This is a genomic window from Dyadobacter sp. CY327 (genome assembly GCF_021390415.1).
In the GTDB taxonomy this organism is placed as follows: Bacteria; Bacteroidota; Bacteroidia; order Cytophagales; family Spirosomataceae; genus Dyadobacter; species Dyadobacter chenhuakuii.
Genome location: NZ_JAJUXJ010000001.1, coordinates 986,526 through 1,002,931, shown reverse-complemented (window position 1 = coordinate 1,002,931; position 16,406 = coordinate 986,526). Strand labels below are relative to the sequence as shown.

13 protein-coding genes are annotated in these 16,406 nt (G+C 41.7%); all 13 read left to right on the top strand.

Annotated features, from left to right (window positions below; all coding sequences use genetic code 11):
- Positions 1–6: 6 nt before the first annotated feature.
- The 13 genes from LZG74_RS04275 to LZG74_RS04215 all read left to right on the top strand — a co-directional run bounded on the left by LZG74_RS04275 (position 7) and on the right by LZG74_RS04215 (position 16,257).
- Positions 7–1,053, top strand: coding sequence for a Wzz/FepE/Etk N-terminal domain-containing protein (locus LZG74_RS04275; RefSeq protein WP_233795362.1), 1,047 nt, complete (start codon positions 7–9; stop codon positions 1,051–1,053).
- Positions 1,054–1,099: 46 nt separating this feature from the next.
- Positions 1,100–2,116 carry a UDP-N-acetylglucosamine 4,6-dehydratase (inverting) gene (gene pseB / locus LZG74_RS04270; RefSeq protein WP_233795361.1) on the top strand — a complete coding sequence of 339 codons (1,017 nt, stop codon included), beginning with the start codon at positions 1,100–1,102 and terminating at the stop codon, positions 2,114–2,116.
- Between the two features lie 11 nt (positions 2,117–2,127).
- Positions 2,128–3,303: a UDP-4-amino-4,6-dideoxy-N-acetyl-beta-L-altrosamine transaminase gene (gene pseC / locus LZG74_RS04265; protein ID WP_233795360.1), complete on the top strand. Its 1,176-nt coding sequence runs from the start codon at positions 2,128–2,130 to the stop codon at positions 3,301–3,303.
- Positions 3,296–3,985 (top strand): pseudaminic acid cytidylyltransferase, encoded by a 690-nt coding sequence (pseF, locus tag LZG74_RS04260; RefSeq protein ID WP_233795359.1) that lies wholly within the window; start codon positions 3,296–3,298, stop codon positions 3,983–3,985. The genes pseC and pseF overlap by 8 nt, the downstream gene beginning before the upstream one ends.
- Positions 3,975–5,423 carry a UDP-2,4-diacetamido-2,4,6-trideoxy-beta-L-altropyranose hydrolase gene (pseG, locus tag LZG74_RS04255; protein WP_233795358.1) on the top strand — a complete coding sequence of 483 codons (1,449 nt, stop codon included), beginning with the start codon at positions 3,975–3,977 and terminating at the stop codon, positions 5,421–5,423. Before pseF ends, pseG begins: the two co-directional genes overlap by 11 nt.
- A complete protein-coding gene (gene pseI / locus LZG74_RS04250) occupies positions 5,404–6,441 on the top strand; it encodes a pseudaminic acid synthase (protein ID WP_233795357.1) in 1,038 nt (345 codons plus the stop codon). The genes pseG and pseI overlap by 20 nt, the downstream gene beginning before the upstream one ends.
- A gap of 51 nt (positions 6,442–6,492) precedes the next feature.
- A complete protein-coding gene (locus LZG74_RS04245; protein ID WP_233795356.1) occupies positions 6,493–7,794 on the top strand; it encodes a lipopolysaccharide biosynthesis protein in 1,302 nt (433 codons plus the stop codon).
- Positions 7,795–7,818: 24 nt separating this feature from the next.
- Positions 7,819–8,862, top strand: coding sequence for a hypothetical protein (locus LZG74_RS04240; RefSeq protein WP_233795355.1), 1,044 nt, complete (start codon positions 7,819–7,821; stop codon positions 8,860–8,862).
- A gap of 21 nt (positions 8,863–8,883) precedes the next feature.
- Positions 8,884–10,176: a hypothetical protein gene (locus tag LZG74_RS04235; RefSeq protein WP_233795354.1), complete on the top strand. Its 1,293-nt coding sequence runs from the start codon at positions 8,884–8,886 to the stop codon at positions 10,174–10,176.
- Positions 10,142–11,260, top strand: a complete 1,119-nt coding sequence (locus LZG74_RS04230) for a glycosyltransferase (RefSeq protein ID WP_233795353.1) — start codon at positions 10,142–10,144, stop codon at positions 11,258–11,260. Before LZG74_RS04235 ends, LZG74_RS04230 begins: the two co-directional genes overlap by 35 nt.
- A gap of 74 nt (positions 11,261–11,334) precedes the next feature.
- Positions 11,335–12,660 (top strand): right-handed parallel beta-helix repeat-containing protein, encoded by a 1,326-nt coding sequence (locus tag LZG74_RS04225; RefSeq protein WP_233795352.1) that lies wholly within the window; start codon positions 11,335–11,337, stop codon positions 12,658–12,660.
- A gap of 46 nt (positions 12,661–12,706) precedes the next feature.
- Positions 12,707–13,813 (top strand): glycosyltransferase, encoded by a 1,107-nt coding sequence (locus LZG74_RS04220; RefSeq protein WP_233795351.1) that lies wholly within the window; start codon positions 12,707–12,709, stop codon positions 13,811–13,813.
- Positions 13,814–14,067: 254 nt separating this feature from the next.
- Positions 14,068–16,257, top strand: a complete 2,190-nt coding sequence (locus LZG74_RS04215) for a right-handed parallel beta-helix repeat-containing protein (RefSeq protein WP_233795350.1) — start codon at positions 14,068–14,070, stop codon at positions 16,255–16,257.
- Positions 16,258–16,406 lie beyond the last annotated feature (149 nt).

The following is a 16,406-nucleotide window of genomic DNA, read 5'->3' as shown; positions in this document are numbered from 1 at the left end:
GATAGTATGCCCGATATTCAGTCAGTAAAGACAACCGATACAGTCGAAATCAGCTTTATCGAGGTACTTGGATTCTTCAAGCGGTATTTTTTAGTTTTGGTCGTTGCTGCCATTGCCTTTGGAATCCTTGGGGTGGCAATAAGCTTCCTACTAGAAAAAAGGTATACAGCTCAAACGATATTATTACCGGAATTGGGTTCCAGCAGGAACAGCTCCTTTTTCAGCATGGCGCTTGGCGCAGGCTCCGATCCGAGCGGAAAACTTGTTCCCGAGCTGTATCCGAACATTTTATCAACAGTCCCTTTCGGACAGTATTTGTTGAAAGTCCCGGTTGTTGACCAGGATAATGTTTCATACACCTCGCTTGAGAACTTTATGAAAAGGGATAGTTCCCAAAGCTTCCTGTCCCGCCTGCTATCGTTCGGAAGTAAAAAATCAGACAAACCTGCATCAAAGCCGAAAACAGATATAGGAATTCTGTCATTTACAATGGAACAGGAACGGCTTGTTAATGCTGCCAAAGGCCTGGTTCAAGCTACGGTTGGCGCAACCGATGGAATTATCACTATTGAAAGTGAGATGACGGACCCGGTAGTTGCAGCGATGTTGGTTTCTGCCAGCGAGAAATATCTCATTGAATATGTGACGAACTACACTGTTTCCAAAACAACGCAGCAAGTTGAGTTTTTACAAAAACGTGTAGAAGAAGCTAAGAAACGCCAGCAGGGTGCCGAATATGCACTGCAAGCTTACAGAGACTCTCATAGAAATACCTTCCTGAACGTAGCAAGAATCGAAGAACAAAGACTGCAAGCGGAATATGTGCTGTCACAAGCCATTTATTCAGACTTGTCTAATAAGCTGGAACAGTTCAAGATTCGCGAAAAGGAAGAAAAACCAGTATTTAAAGTGCTCGAACCTGTGCGGGTCCCTTTATCGAAAAGCAGCCCGAAACGTTTTTTCATAGGCATTATTTTCTCTGTTCTTGGCGTGTTCTTTACGCTCTCGTACATCATATTCTTCAAGGAGAAGCTGCACAAACAATTTGTATAACACATTAGTAATCAATAAGAATAAGTTTAAACTAAATACAACTAACATGCTAGATTTGACCGGTAAATCAATACTAATAACAGGAGGAACTGGTTCTTTAGGTAAAGCATTGACCGAAACGATCTTCAAAAGATGGCCGGGTGTGAAAAGGTTAGTAATCTTTTCAAGGGATGAGCAGAAGCAATTCCAGATGGCGCAGGAATACACACCAGAAAAATACCCGCAAATCCGTTTTTTCATTGGTGATGTAAGAGATGAAGAACGTTTAAGAAGAGCTTTTAAAGGGATCGACTTCGTTATACATGCTGCTGCTATGAAGCATGTGCCTATTGCAGAATACAATCCTTCGGAATGTGTTAAGACTAACATTAACGGCGCGCAAAATGTAATTAATGCATCCTTGGACACCGAGGTGAGCCATGTTGTTGCGCTGTCAACAGATAAAGCTGCCGCTCCGATCAACCTCTACGGCGCCACAAAACTAACGTCCGATAAGCTCTTTATTGCTGCTAATAACATCCGTGGACGTAATCCTATCAAGTTTTCGGTGGTGCGTTACGGTAATGTAATGGGTTCTAACGGTTCCGTGATTCCTTTTTTCATTAATAAAAAGAAAACCGGTGTATTGCCAATAACAGTTGAGACGATGACCCGCTTCAACATCTCCCTGCAAGGTGGAGTTGACATGGTTTTGCATGCGTTGGAAACTGCCTGGGGAGGCGAACTTTTCGTTCCTAAAATCCCATCTTATAATATTCTGGACATTGCGCAGGCCATTGGCCCCGAATGTGAGCATCGCGTCATCGGTATACGTCCTGGCGAGAAGATCCACGAGGAAATGATTACAACCTCGGACTCATTCTTTACTTACGATTTGGGTAAGTACTATGCCATTGTTCCTCAGACTCCTAACTGGAAGTTAGCGGATTTCATCGCACATTTCGATGCTAAGAAAGTGCCCGACGGCTTTTCATATAATTCCGGAAATAATACAGAGTGGGAAACAGTTGACAGTCTGCGCGCGTTGATTAAGGAGCACGTAGATTCAGATTTTACAGTTTAATTTTTTCGGGAATGATACCATACGGAAGGCAAAACATCACTGAGGAAGATCTAAGGGCTGTTACGGATGTTTTGAAATCCGATTACCTGACCCAGGGTCCGAATATCCAGGAGTTTGAAACAGCATTTGCAAAATATGTAGGGGCAAAGTATGCTGTTGCGGTTGCAAATGGAACTGCCGCACTGCATTTATGCGCACTCGCACTGAATGTAAGTCCGGGGGATAAGGTGATAACAACGCCGATTACATTCGCAGCTTCTGCAAACTGTATCCGCTATTGCGGGGGTGAAATTGTGTTTGCCGACATTGATCCTTCCAGTTATTTAATTGATATCAAGGCTGTAAGAAGCCTTTTGGAAGCATCACCAAAAGGGACTTACACAGGCATAGTTCCTGTCGACTTCGCTGGCAAGGCCGTTAATTTGGAGGAAATAAAAAATCTTGCAGACGAATACGGTTTGTGGATTATTGAAGATGCATGCCACGCGCCGGGAGGCTTTTTTACAGACTCTGAGGGCAACGAGCAGCTTTGTGGAAACAGCAAATTTGCAGATCTTGCTATATTCAGCTTCCACCCTGTTAAGCACATTGCTTGTGGGGAAGGTGGAATGGTCACAACAAATAGCATAGAGCTGTATCAAAAGCTTCTTGCACTCCGTACACATGGCATCGTAAAATCCAATGACCTATACGTGAATAGTATAGAACTGGCTGGTGGAGACGAAAGTTACCCAGGCTGGTATATGGAAATGCAGACATTGGGTTACAATTACCGCCTGACCGATTTCCAGGCTGCGCTTGGAACAAGTCAATTGAAAAGGGCAGACGATGGAATCGCGAGACGCAGGCTGATTGCTCAAAAATACAACGATGCATTTTCAGGAAAATCCTTCATTTCAGGACAAAGCGGCGTGGATGCCGGTCATGCTTATCACCTTTACATTATAGAAGCGGACGATCGTCTAGGTCTTTACAACCATTTGCGGGAGCAGAAAATTTTCGCACAGATCCATTACATTCCCTGCCACTTAATGCCTTATTACCAAAGCTTAGGCTGGAAAGCTGGTGACATGCCGAAAGCTGAAAGCTATTATCGGAAATGTATCAGCTTGCCGATGTATCCTACGCTGACGGATGAAGAGCAATTATTTGTGATACAGTCTGTTAATGAATTTTACAATGAGTAAATCCCTCGCAATCATTCCGGCACGGGGCGGCAGTAAGCGGATTCCGAAGAAAAATATTAAGGATTTTCTCGGTAAACCAATTATCGCTTATGCCATCGAGACGGCGCTGGCTTCTGGCCTGTTCGACGAGGTGATGGTGTCTACGGATGATCAGGAGATTGCCGCTATCGCAAAACAATTCGGCGCTGCGGTCCCATTTTTAAGGACTGAAAAGAACTCGGACGATTTCGCCTCCACTGTTGACGTGATCAAAGAGGTTGAGCGAGAATATTTATCCCGTTTTTCAAAGAGGTTCGATAGCATTTGCTGTATATATCCTACTGCACCGCTGATCAGAAAAGAACATCTGGCAGAAGGGCTAGCATTACTCAATACATTCAATTACGATTCTGTATTCCCGGTTGTACCATTCTCATATCCCGTTTGGCGCGGATTACAATTGAATGATGGGAAGATAGAAATGGTGTGGCCGGAAAATAAAAATGTCCGGTCTCAGGATTTAAAACCGGTTTATCATGATGCCGGTCAATGGTATTGGTACAATCCATTGCGCGTTACCGACTCGCTTTTTAGCTCAAACAGCGCTCCTGTAATTCTTTCTGAAGAAGAAGTGCAGGACATTGATACACATTCGGACTGGTTGATGGCAGAAATGAAATTTCGATTGCTATATGAAAAGTAAGCTATACATTAGAACGGATGGAAGCCCCAGCATTGGCCTTGGTCACCTCGTTAGATGTATAGCTTTGGCGAAAATGCTCGGCGACGATTTCTACATCATTTTCGCTTGCAAGCATGTTCCCGAGAGCATTATTGAAGAAATAAAAACAGACGGTTTTAAGCTGCTAAGGTTACAAAATGACGACCACCTGATATCCATTTTGTCACCAGACGACTTGGTAGTGCTGGATAGTTACGAATTGGAAAGTGACTATCAGAAATCCATTAAAATGATCGGCTGCGGCTTGATCTGCATTGATGATCTGCATGAGAAAACGACATATGCGGACCTCGTGTTAAATCATACGCCCTGCGTTTCTCCGAGTGAATACCCGGCACAGCCTTATACGCAATATGCATTGGGCCCAAAATATGCCCTGATCAGACCGGCGTTTTTAAATCTGGCAAAAAAAAGCAGGCTGCCTGGAAAGAGCGATTCTGTTCTGATATGCTTCGGAGGATCGGACAGCAGAAATTTAACAAAACTTGCAACTGAAGTAGTGCTTGACACGAAGCGCTTCAAAAAAATAATTGTAGTTACCGGTGCGGCTTATGCTCACCACAATACGATTGATGAGATTCTTAGCGAGCAGGAAAGTGTGCTGCATTATTCAAATATCAGTGCAGAGGATATGGCACAACACATGTCAGAAGTTGACCTCTGCGTTGTTCCCTCCAGCGGGATTTTAACGGAGGCGCTTACCTCGGGAGCCAATATCATATCCGGAATGTATGTTTCAAATCAACGCTTTGTTTTTGAAAACTATAAGGACGCAAATGCTTTCATCAGCGCAGCAGATTTTTCAAGAGAGAATTTGACCAAGGCAGTTGAAACATATTTCAGCCAGGATCCTGACAAGAACCAGCAGCTAGTTGATGGGTTGTCGGGTAACCGGATTCAAAACCTTTTCAGGCAATTATTAAACGAGAAAAACTTTGCTATAAGGGACCTGGCAAGCGATGATGCTGAATTGACTTACAAATGGGCAATTAATGAAAACGTCAGGAGATATTCCCTGAGTAGGGGCAAAATTAAATTTGAAGAACACATTGCCTGGCTGACGCGCAAACTGGATGATCCGAAGTGTAAATTTTACATTGCGTCTCTTTCGGGAAAACCTGTTGGATCCATCAGGTTTGATATAGAGGGGCAAGAAGCTGTCATCAGTTACTTGTTGGATCCTGCATATCATGGCAAAGGTCTTGGCGCAACGTTACTTAAGCAAGGAATTTTGTCTTTCATTAGTGCCCCGAATTTAGTGAATTTGATATCCGGCATAGTTATGAGAGAAAACATCTCATCTTGCAAAACATTTGAACGCTTCGGATTTGTAAAACAAACAGACGGCGAAAATTATAAATACACTATGTATATCGGTGATGAAAATAGGAACATTTGAAATAAATCAGGACAGCCCCGTATTTATTATTGCTGAGCTTTCGGCAAACCATAACGGCAGCTTAGAAACGGCCATAGCAACGATCAGGGCAGCAAAACGGGCGGGAGCTGATTGCATAAAGCTACAAACTTACACTGCGGATACCATTACGATCGATTCGCGCATGGACGACTTTCGCATTGGCGGAACGATCTGGGACGGACAGTATCTTCATGATTTGTACCAGGAGGCTTACACGCCTTGGGAATGGCACGCCGAACTGTTCCGGGTAGCGGAAGAAGAAGATCTGATTTGCTTTTCCTCCCCTTTCGATCCAACGGCTGTCGAATTTCTGGAAAATCTTAATGTTCCAGCTTACAAAATCGCTTCGTTCGAAATCACAGATATCCCGCTTATTGAGCTGGTTGCTTCTAAGGGTAAGCCTGTGATTATTTCGACCGGAATTGCAACGGAAGAGGACATTGAGCTTGCATTGGATGCTTGCAAAAGACAAGGTAACGATCAGATCGCCTTATTAAAATGCACATCAAGCTATCCCGCGCCAATTGCCGAAGCAAATATGACGATGATCAAGGACTTCCGCGAACGTTTCAATGTTATCAGCGGACTTTCCGACCACACCATTGGCAGCACAGTTCCTATTGTTGCAACAGTTCTTGGCGCCAAAATCATTGAAAAGCATTTCATTCTGGATAGATCGATCGGTGGCCCGGATGCGTCCTTTTCGATGAACGAGTCTGAATTTTCCGAAATGGTAAAATCTGTCCGTGAAGCCGAACAGGCCATTGGCAAAGTGGATTATCAGTTGACCGAAAAGCAGGCAAAAGGGAGAGATTTTTCGCGGTCTTTGTATGTTGTGGAAGACATAAATGCGGGAGAAAACGTAACAACTGCCAATGTGCGGTCAATTCGCCCGGGCTTCGGACTTCACCCGAAACATCTTAAAGACATTATCGGAAAACCTGTCAAGGAAGATATCAAAAGAGGATCCAGGATGTCGATAGACAAAATGGCCTAGACAACTGGCTAGATGACAACAACAGCACATTAGAGAAACGTGATATTAAGCTTGAAACAAAGGATTGGTAGTATTCAAAAGCATCCGCTTGTTAAAAATAGCTTATTGTATGTACTCACTGATGCCGTCAATAAAGCAGTTCCTTTCCTGCTTCTTCCATTACTTACACACTATCTGCTCCCAGCCGATTATGGTATTGTTGCCAACTATAATGTTTATGTCAACTTTCTGGCCATATTCATAGGCATAAGTGTTCAAAGCATCATTTCAGTCAATTTTTATAAACTGGAAAAGGCAGAAATCGGGAAATACATTTTTAATATATTCTTCGTAATAACGACAACACTTACAACTTGCGCACTTGTCATTTTCTTGTTTAATAAGCAGATAGAAGACTTCCTTTCCGTAAGTCAAATCTTTGTTGTGAGTGGACTGGCCATCGGACTTTCTCAGGTGCTCAGTTCGATAAGTCTTATTATCTGGAGGTTGGAAGAAAGGCCATTGGCTTTTGGCGGTTACCAGATTTCTCAAACGATATGTGATGTTGGTATATCATTGATTCTGATCATCATGTTTAATATGGGATGGCGCGGCAGACTCATTGGCATCGGCACCAGCTCTGTGATATATGGGTGTATCAGTATCTTTTTATTATGGAAGCGGGGCTATCTTAGCGCCTTTTATAACAAGTCATATATTATGGAAATATTTGGATTCTGCCTCCCTCTCGTGCCTCATGCACTAAGCATTTGGGCAAGGGCTGGTTCGGACAGACTTATCGTGTCTAAACTGGCAGGTGTTTCTGCAAGTGGTATTTATGCCGCCGGATTTCAGTTTGGTTTGCTTATTTCCTTCCTGACCCTTGCTTTTAACAATGCCTATGCTCCATTTGTTTATAAAAGCTTGTCCATCTCAGATGAACGTATCCTGGAATCCAAAAAACAAAAGCTGGTTAAGTTCACCTACTTATATATTGTTGCATTACTCGGACTAACGTTCGTTGCATCACTTGCATCCAATTTCGCGATAGACAACTTTTTGTCAACAAAATATGCGGATGCTAAAATGTATGTAGGTTGGGCTCTTTTTTCGCAAGCTTTCCAAGGTATTTATCTTATGTATGCAAGCTTCATTTTTTTTGTAAAAAGGTCTGGATCACTTGCGATAGTAACATTTGTATGTTCATCCCTGCAAGTCGCATTGTCATATTATTTAGTTAGAACAATCGGACCAATCGGGGCGGCTTACTCGAACTTTGCAATCAGCGTCCTCAATAGCTTGATCGTAATGGTTCTTAGCGCGAAGGTTTACCCTATGCCGTGGCTCAACTTCCGGATGATTTTCGCGCGATAGTCGCATAGCTTAAAAAAACATACTATGATTAATACTTTAAAGAGAGAAGTTGTCAAGCGGGCGGAGAGAAGTAGACTTTTTCGCAAAATATATTGCCATTTCAAAAGGTCAAAATCTACTGATTTTCAAGCGCTGGTTGAATCCAGACGGTCGGCTGACATCTTTGACCTGGAAAAGTTAAGCACCCCTTTGCCCTATTATCCTTTATTCTATTTTGACGACTGCAATTATTATGGCATTCTGTGCCGCTTACTTGAATACAGCAATATCAAAATTGATGACGCCAGACTCCCTTTGCATGAAATTTACCTAGAGCACGGCATTGTCATTGGAAGCGTAGTCAGAGCGGATTCAGTGAAGCTCGCTAAAATAACGCTCTCATACAGCAGCTATCGCGAAAAATATATAACTGAAAAAGCAAAAAAAACTTCTATTTCAATCGGGCCTTATATTCATTACGCGGAGAGTTTGCTTAGCCAAAATGAACTGGACAATTTGAAAAAACAGCTTGGTCGGGTGTTATTGGTTTTTCCCAGCCACTCCATCGGTTCAGTATCGTCGGAATACGATCAGGATGAATTTTGCAATCAAATAGAAAAGAGGAGAGTTGGATTTGATACGGTGTTGGTCTGCATGTATTGGAAAGATGTACAGAACGGAGATCATGAAGCATACAAAAAAATGGGTTACAAGCTCACGACTGCTGGGCACCGCGACGACCTGTACTTTCTGAATAGGCTAAAATCGATCATAATGCTTTCCGATATGGTGATTTCGAATAGCACCGGCACACACGTGGGATACAGTATCTATTTAAATAAACCCAATTATCTGTTCAAGCAGAATGTAGCATTTGTGGCAGTGTCAAAAAGCGGGGAGTCGCTCGTAAAAAACCACTACATGCCGGACGTAACGGCTACGAAAGACCGGGATAACCAGATGCTATATGATGCTTTTAATGTTTTCCAAGATCAAATAACTGACGATCAATACAAACTGACCAACTACATTTGGGGGTTTGATTGTGTTAAAACCCCTGAGGAACTGAAAGCTATTCTTCTCGGATAAATCCTTGTTGATGTACAACTTATGACAATTTCCCTGCCAAGTATCACCGTCAAAAAGGATCTCAAAATTGATATCCGTAATCTGATATGCATCAACCTGGTGTTGATCGCTTTCGTTGATTCGTACCCGGTATATAGTTCAATTTTGTTTGTTAAAGTGGGTGTTTATGGCTTGAAGTTTTTGAATTTGTATGCATTTCTGTTTCTGCTATTCAAAAATAATTACAGAAACTATATCCTTGCAGCACTTTTCCTTCCAATGTGGTGGGCGTATTACAATGAAGATTCACTGATTATATCCTTTCAACTTCTGTATTCAGGCGTTTTTCCGGTCTTAACTTTCATCCTGCTGAATGACGAAGAGAAATATAAGGTTGCGCGGTGGTATATTAAGGTGTTTCTCTTTTTAATGATAATCGGGATTCCCATTTTCCTGCTGATCAATATTTTCGGTATTCCGCCTTTATTTTCAATTCAGCGCGGTGAGCTGGGTAAAGGCCGGCTTTACGATAACTATTTACTTTTTTATTGGTCGCGGGCAGGTGTAGAAAATCGGTTCAGCTCGGTGTTTGATGAACCAGGTGTTGTGGGCACAATTATCCCGCTCATTCTCTATTATTACAGGCGAATGCTGACCCGATTTGAGTACTGGATACTAATCATTACAGGAATTCTATCGTTTTCGTTATTCTTTCTAATTGTCTTTTTGCCTGTCCTCTACTTTTCAAATACCAGGTTGCTCTCAACGAAACAATTGATGTTGCGACTGACCTTCTCGTTTGTCTTCATCTTCATTTCATATGTTGCATTTGTATTCATTGCAAGGAGCACAAAAGATGACCCCATCCTGGCATTAAAGGTCTATCACCGTTTTGAGTGGAAAGACGATTGGATCGTTGGGATAGTAAACAACAGAGATACCCGGATCAGAGGTTTTGATTCCATGTACCAAGGCTTTGCCAAAGGGGATAATGCTGATTTTTACACAGGCAAGGGCAAAGACTATATGCTGAAAGAATATGGAGGATCCACTTTGTCTTACAGAGTTTTTGTACTCGAACGAGGCATTATAATACTGGTATACCTGGCATTTCTCTTTGCATACTTCCATCCGTGGCGTCAGTATTTGATATTCAGCCTGATATCCATGGTGCTCCTGGCTCTGGTTTTCTTTCAACGGCCGGGATTATTTTCGTTGAATTACTTTTTACTTGTTTATGCAGGATTAACACTATTTAGAATGCAGATTCCGCATAAATCAAAAAATATTGAAACTGATAATGAAGATCGTACACATTATTCCATCGTTAAGTAGAGGGGGAGCAGAGCGGTTTGTTATTGATCTCTGCAATGAGCTTGCAAATATCGAATCAACAAATGTTTACCTGGTCTCATTGAGAGATAATTCTGACTCAGACTCATTTGTATCAGAATTGCATAAGCAGGTCAACTATATTTCATTTGGGAAAAAGCCAGGATTTGATGCTAAAACCTTATCAAAAATCACTCGGTGGATCAATGAGTTAAAGCCTGATGTGGTAAATACGCACATTAATGCGTTCGAATATGTCAACCTAAATGTTTTTTTTAAGCTTCCTTCCAGCACATTTTATTTTCATACCGTTCACAGTAGAGCTGCTCAGGAATGTCCAAATAACATTTTGAAGCAAGTCAGGAAGCGTTACTATCAAAATGACCGGGTTACGCCCATTACCATTTCACAGGATGGCAAAGCCACTTTTAAAGAGTATTATGGCCTTAATAATGACGTTACGATTGTAAATGGTCGTCCCGAGTTGTTACCAACATCAGCATTGCCTGGTCTTAAAACGAAATATGCTTCAAGAGAAAACGAATATCTGTTTCTGAATGTCGGCCGGGTGGTTGAGGTAAAGAACCAAGCCATGCTTATCCGATCAGTCCAGAGATTTAATAAACAGGTCGCTGATAAGAAATGCAGACTATTGATCATCGGTGATTTGAGGGAACGAGATATCGTCGAAAAGTTGCAGGAACTTGTTAAGGATGATCCTTATATAGAACTGATTGGCGCAAAGGATAACATTGTGGATTATCTCTCCATTGCGGATGCTTTTTGTCTGTCAAGTCATTATGAAGGCATGCCGATTTCTCTCATTGAAGCGCTATCACGCGGTTGTATCCCAATCTGCACTGCGGTTGGTGGAATCACTGAAATGATCACGGATAATGTAAATGGATTTCTTAGCAAGGAAGTCACCGAAGAAGCTTACCTGGAAGCGATCATGGCCTTTCATCTATCAGGAAACAAGGCAGAAATAGCTAAAAATGGTGTAGCCACTTTCACGCAACATTACCATATCCGCTCGACGGCCGGGAATTATTATCGGCTATATAAGCACCGGATGATGTCAAAATAAAAGAGATGTTTTTGACGGGCAGATTCCATTAGGCATGGTTGTTGTCCGACCAGCATTAATCAATTACTCCGCTTATGAAACTAACAACATTCTGGGCAACCATTATCTGCCTTCATTTATTTTATTCCCAGGCGCATTCCCAACGCAAAGTTTTATCCTACGATTCAACCAAACACTCGAGCAGAGTAAAAAAGGCGATCATCAAACTGAACATTCAAAAGGACTTTGGTGCGATTCCTAATGATACCATTAATGATCATGCCGCATTCCAGGCAGCATCGGAGTTTATTAATAGCCGGAAAGGAAATTGCGAACTGCTCATACCAGCTGGAAATTACATTGTAGGCAAACAGATAAAATTGAGCAATCGCGATTACTACTATCGTGGTGCAGATGTTATTCAAATTCTGAATGCAAAGAATGTTACAATAAAGGGGCAACCTGGAACCAAGCTGAAATATGATACGGGCTTCCGATTTGGCTCATTTAATCCCGAGGATGGCTCAAGCTCAAACATCTCGGTAGAATGCACACCTAAACCAGGAGCGACTTCCGCAAAAAGGGCTGATCTGGGAAGGTGCATTGTGGTGGCAAGCAGCAGCAATGTTAAGATCGAGAACTTGGTTCTGGATGGCAATTTTTATGCTGAGAACCTGAATAACATGAATACTTTCAATATGAAGTGCATGGATAAAAAGAATACAGCCTTTGATCCTGAGAAGATTAACATTGGTGGCGGATATGGTGATTGTGGTATCCAACTTGCTCATTATGGAGTGATGATCACACATTCGGGCAACATTGTTGTCAGGAACGTTACTGCCAAGCGATTTGGATTGGACGGGATTCAGATAGCCAACTCTCACACGGAGGCAGGCCAAAAAAATGTGAAACTTATCCAATGCGACCTCAACTTCAATGCAAGAACCGGGTTAGCCATTATAGGTGGCGATAAAATTGACGTGATCAGTACATCGATAACAAGAACTGGAAATTGCTTGTACGCTGCCACGGGAACTGGCGTTGACATTGAAGCAGAGATTGATGCCAAAAGACAAGCAAGGCAGGTTACTAACGTTAAATTCTTGAAGTGTAAATTCAGCAATAACAGTTCCGGAGAAATTTTGGCAAAGTTTGGGTTAGGGTCATCAAACATTACATTTGAAGACTGCGATATCAAAAGCTCTAGCCTAGCTATCAATCTTGGCAGAAAAAATTCCGGATACAGATTTGTCAACAACAGAATAAGCGGCACAAAGGTCGTTGTTCTGGAAGACAAAAAAATTGATGTTATGGCCCATCAAAGCGAGCAGAAAAAGACTATAAGCGCAAAAGGCGTGACTTCGTCCAGAACGGAAAGCCCATCTAATGTTTTTTTAAACAACGTTCTGGTTGAATAGCCTTAATCGCAATGACCAAAAGCCATAACCGGCAAAAAACAGTTTAATGAAAGTACTTGTAATCATTAATGACATTTCACAAGGCGGTGGAGAGAAGTTGTTAGTTTCCTCTCTGCCTATCTTCAAAAGGAAAGATATAGATATCAGCGTTTTGCTGCTCAATGCCGCAAATTCGGTTCCATCCTTCCTGGCCCACATAGAAAATGCGGGCATTACTATTCATGATCTCCGGATTTCCAATTTTTATAATCCAGTGTGTGCGCTTGAAATATGGAAATTCCTTAAAGCCAACCCGTTTGACGTAGTCCATGTGCATTTGTTCCCAGCGTCCTATTGGTCCAGCTTGGCAATTTCCATGCTTAAAACAAAGCCGGTTTTAATATTTACCGAACATAGTAATCATAACACGAGACGTGATAAGCAATATTTCAGACCGCTCGAAAAAGCCTTTTATCGTCCTTATAATGCGATCATTGCAATTACCGATAGTGTAAAAGAAAAATTATCTGAGTGGATCGGACAGGGTGATAAAATTAAAGTAATAAATAATGGCGTTGACCTCACTACAATTGCCAATGCCAGTAAGATTGAAAGGCAGCATCTATGTGCTGAACTGAATATCCCAACTAATGCGAAACTGATCCTTATGGCTGCCGGTTTCAGATATCCAAAGGATCAGGCAACACTTATCAGGGCATGTGCATTACTCGGTGAAGACTTTCACTTGTTATTAGCAGGTGAGGGTGAGGCAATGGAAGCTTCACAAAAAATAGCTGCTGAGTGTGAAGTAAGTGACCGTATACATTACCTGGGATTTCGAACAGAAATATCTTCACTCATGAAATCCGTGGACTTGAATGTACTTTCTTCTGCATACGAGGGAATGTCTGGTGTAACCCTGGAATCACTCGCTGCAAATGTGCCTTTTTTAGGGTCTGATGTAGCTGGTATCAAGGAAATCGTACCGAACCAAACCTTTCTGTTCGCTCCCGCCGACCATCAGGAATTAGCTAGTAAAGCCCGCGCAATCCTGGGTAATGCAACGGCCAGTGAAAATATGATAAAAGAAGCGCAGTCCTTTGTTAAGAATTTTGATTTGGAGTTTATGATTGACGAATATGTCTCCTTATACAAGTTACTGCTGGCAAAGTAAAATAAATTCTACAACATTAATTAAGGCACGGGCATTCTATGTTCGTGTCTTACTATTTCAGGCCTTTTGAAAATAAAAAACCCTGCATATTCTACATTAATGAAGTGATTCCCCCCAAAATATGTAGTCAAAAAATAAAAATATTCTACACATTCGTAGTTATATGAAATTCTTATGTAAATTTGATCTATATTTTTATAGAATATTTTCTATAAAATGAGTCATATTTATTCATTATAACTATTAAGAAATCTATGATAATCCGAGTCGTTGCATTATTCTGCTTTTTTGTAGTGAATGCTTCAGTTAACAGCCTTACACACGCAGCAGCATTCATTGACCCTATTCGCTTTTCAATAACTACACAAACAACTGAAGTAGGTGTTAATGAGGAGTTCGATATAGAAATCAAAGCTGATCTACTAGATATTCCTCTTAATACGGTCTATGTATTTAAAAGTGCACGGGCATTCAGGCTGAAACTGATTTTACCGCAAGGTTTCCAGCAAACTGGTGGTTCCTTCCATGATTTTGTCGGTTTGGAATTAACAGCAAGTAAACCCACCGCTGTTTTTCATCTGAAAGGAAAATTTGTAAGTGCAGAACGCGCCGGCGTGTTCCAGTTACTCCGAAGCCATGAAAACGCAAACAACAGCAGTGACTTCGTCGAGGTAGGCCGACTTCCTTTTGGCATGGCCGAAACAGCATCTGAAAGTCCATCCAATGCCCGTATAGCACTTGTTGGCACCATATCTTATGTTCCATACCTGACAATGGCAAGCCTGCGTCAACTGCCAGACACAGCTACAACAGTTTTTATTACAGATCAGGGACGGGCTGGCACTTTTAAGCTCAATCCATCTTCAACCCGTGCAGATGACGGTGCCCTGACTATTGTATCATCCGGAAAACGGTTTGAGCGTGTCTTCGAAGGTCCTGTGAATGTTGAGTGGTTTGGAGTCAAAGGCGACGGAACTACTGACAACACTGCTACGATCCAAGCTATATTAAACAGGACAGACATCCCAAACATTTTCTTTCCAAAACCTGCGGTTTCCTATCGTTTGAAGGAAATGTTCATGAGATCCAATAAGAATATCGTTTTCGCAGACGGTACGATCGTTGAAGGCTTGGGGACGCTAGGCTTAGAGGAAAGAATGGTCCTGATGAATGGTATACAAAATGTTACTATCAAGGGAAACAATGTCGTTTTCAAAGATCAAAAAGCGAATTATACCAGCGGACAGCAAAGACATATTTTCACAATGCTAGGCGTTACCAATGTGACGATTGAAGGAATAGCCGCCAATAATAGTGGCGGTGACGGCTACTACATAGGGTCAAGCGTATGGCAAAAGTTCTCTCAAAATGTGAAATTGATCAATATCAGCGCTGACAATAACCGAAGACAGGGTCTTTCCATCGTTTCAGGTAAAAACATTGAAATTATTAGTCCTGTTTTAACCAATACCAACGGCGTTGCTCCTTCCGCAGGAATTGACATAGAACCGGATAATGCAGATGAATTTCTGGAAGGCATACGCATTACGAATCCAATAACGAAAAATAATGTCGGAGGAGGAATTGTAATTCTTATAGATGATTTCAAAGGGACTAATCGCGTAGTGGATATCACAGTCACCAATCATCATGATGATGGAAGCTTTTATGGAACTTATATTTCAAAAGCTACGGGTGCCATTGCAGGATCCATCGTGTTTCAAAATCCGATTTGGAAAAACAATAAGTCTAATGGCCTTTGCGTGAGTAATTACAGCGTTAACGCTTGTACCATCCAGGTGAATGATGCGACTGTTATCGACTGCAATGTAAATGGCATGGCTCATGCTGTTTTCGGATCCGCCTTTTTGGTATATCGCGAAGCTAACGCAATAGGTGACGCCAATATTGGTAATGTTCATATAGTACGCCCAAAGGTGGAAGATACGCGAAGCACGAAAAAAATCTTTTCTGCCTTTGCATTTGATGACGTTTCCAGGAAAGGGAGTATTAAAAACTGCAGTCTTATAGATCCGGTAGTCATCAATGGACTTAATCCGGTGAACTACGTTCATTTCGCGGTGCTGGAAGATTTGGCCTTGTCGGACAAGAACGAAAAGTTAACTTTTGACATCGCGCAGGGTAACAGGACGCTTACTTATGGATTTTACAAAAGAGTATTTCACAACGCTACATCCACGGGTTTAAGAACCATCTCACTGAACAGTTTGCCAGCAAATTATCCTGAAATAACATTTGAAGTGAGAAATGCGCAGATTCTAAGGCTTATACCAACTGTCAATGATAACATAGTCCCCGTGGCTCCGACCAAAGGCAAGTATATCCAAAGCGCAACTGTAGGCAGCAAGATAACGCTTCGAAAAACAAGCACGAACACGTGGCAAGTTAAGGACATGATCGGAACCTGGACTGTTCAGCCATAAGTGTACACCAAATCATCACAGATGCATTTGTCATAGTGCAGCACGGTGATTGTAAATTATAAAATGTTATCAAAATTGAATCTTATGAAACAATTTTGATAACATTTTCATTTAATGACAATCATTTTTTCAGCACATCGACTATTTTT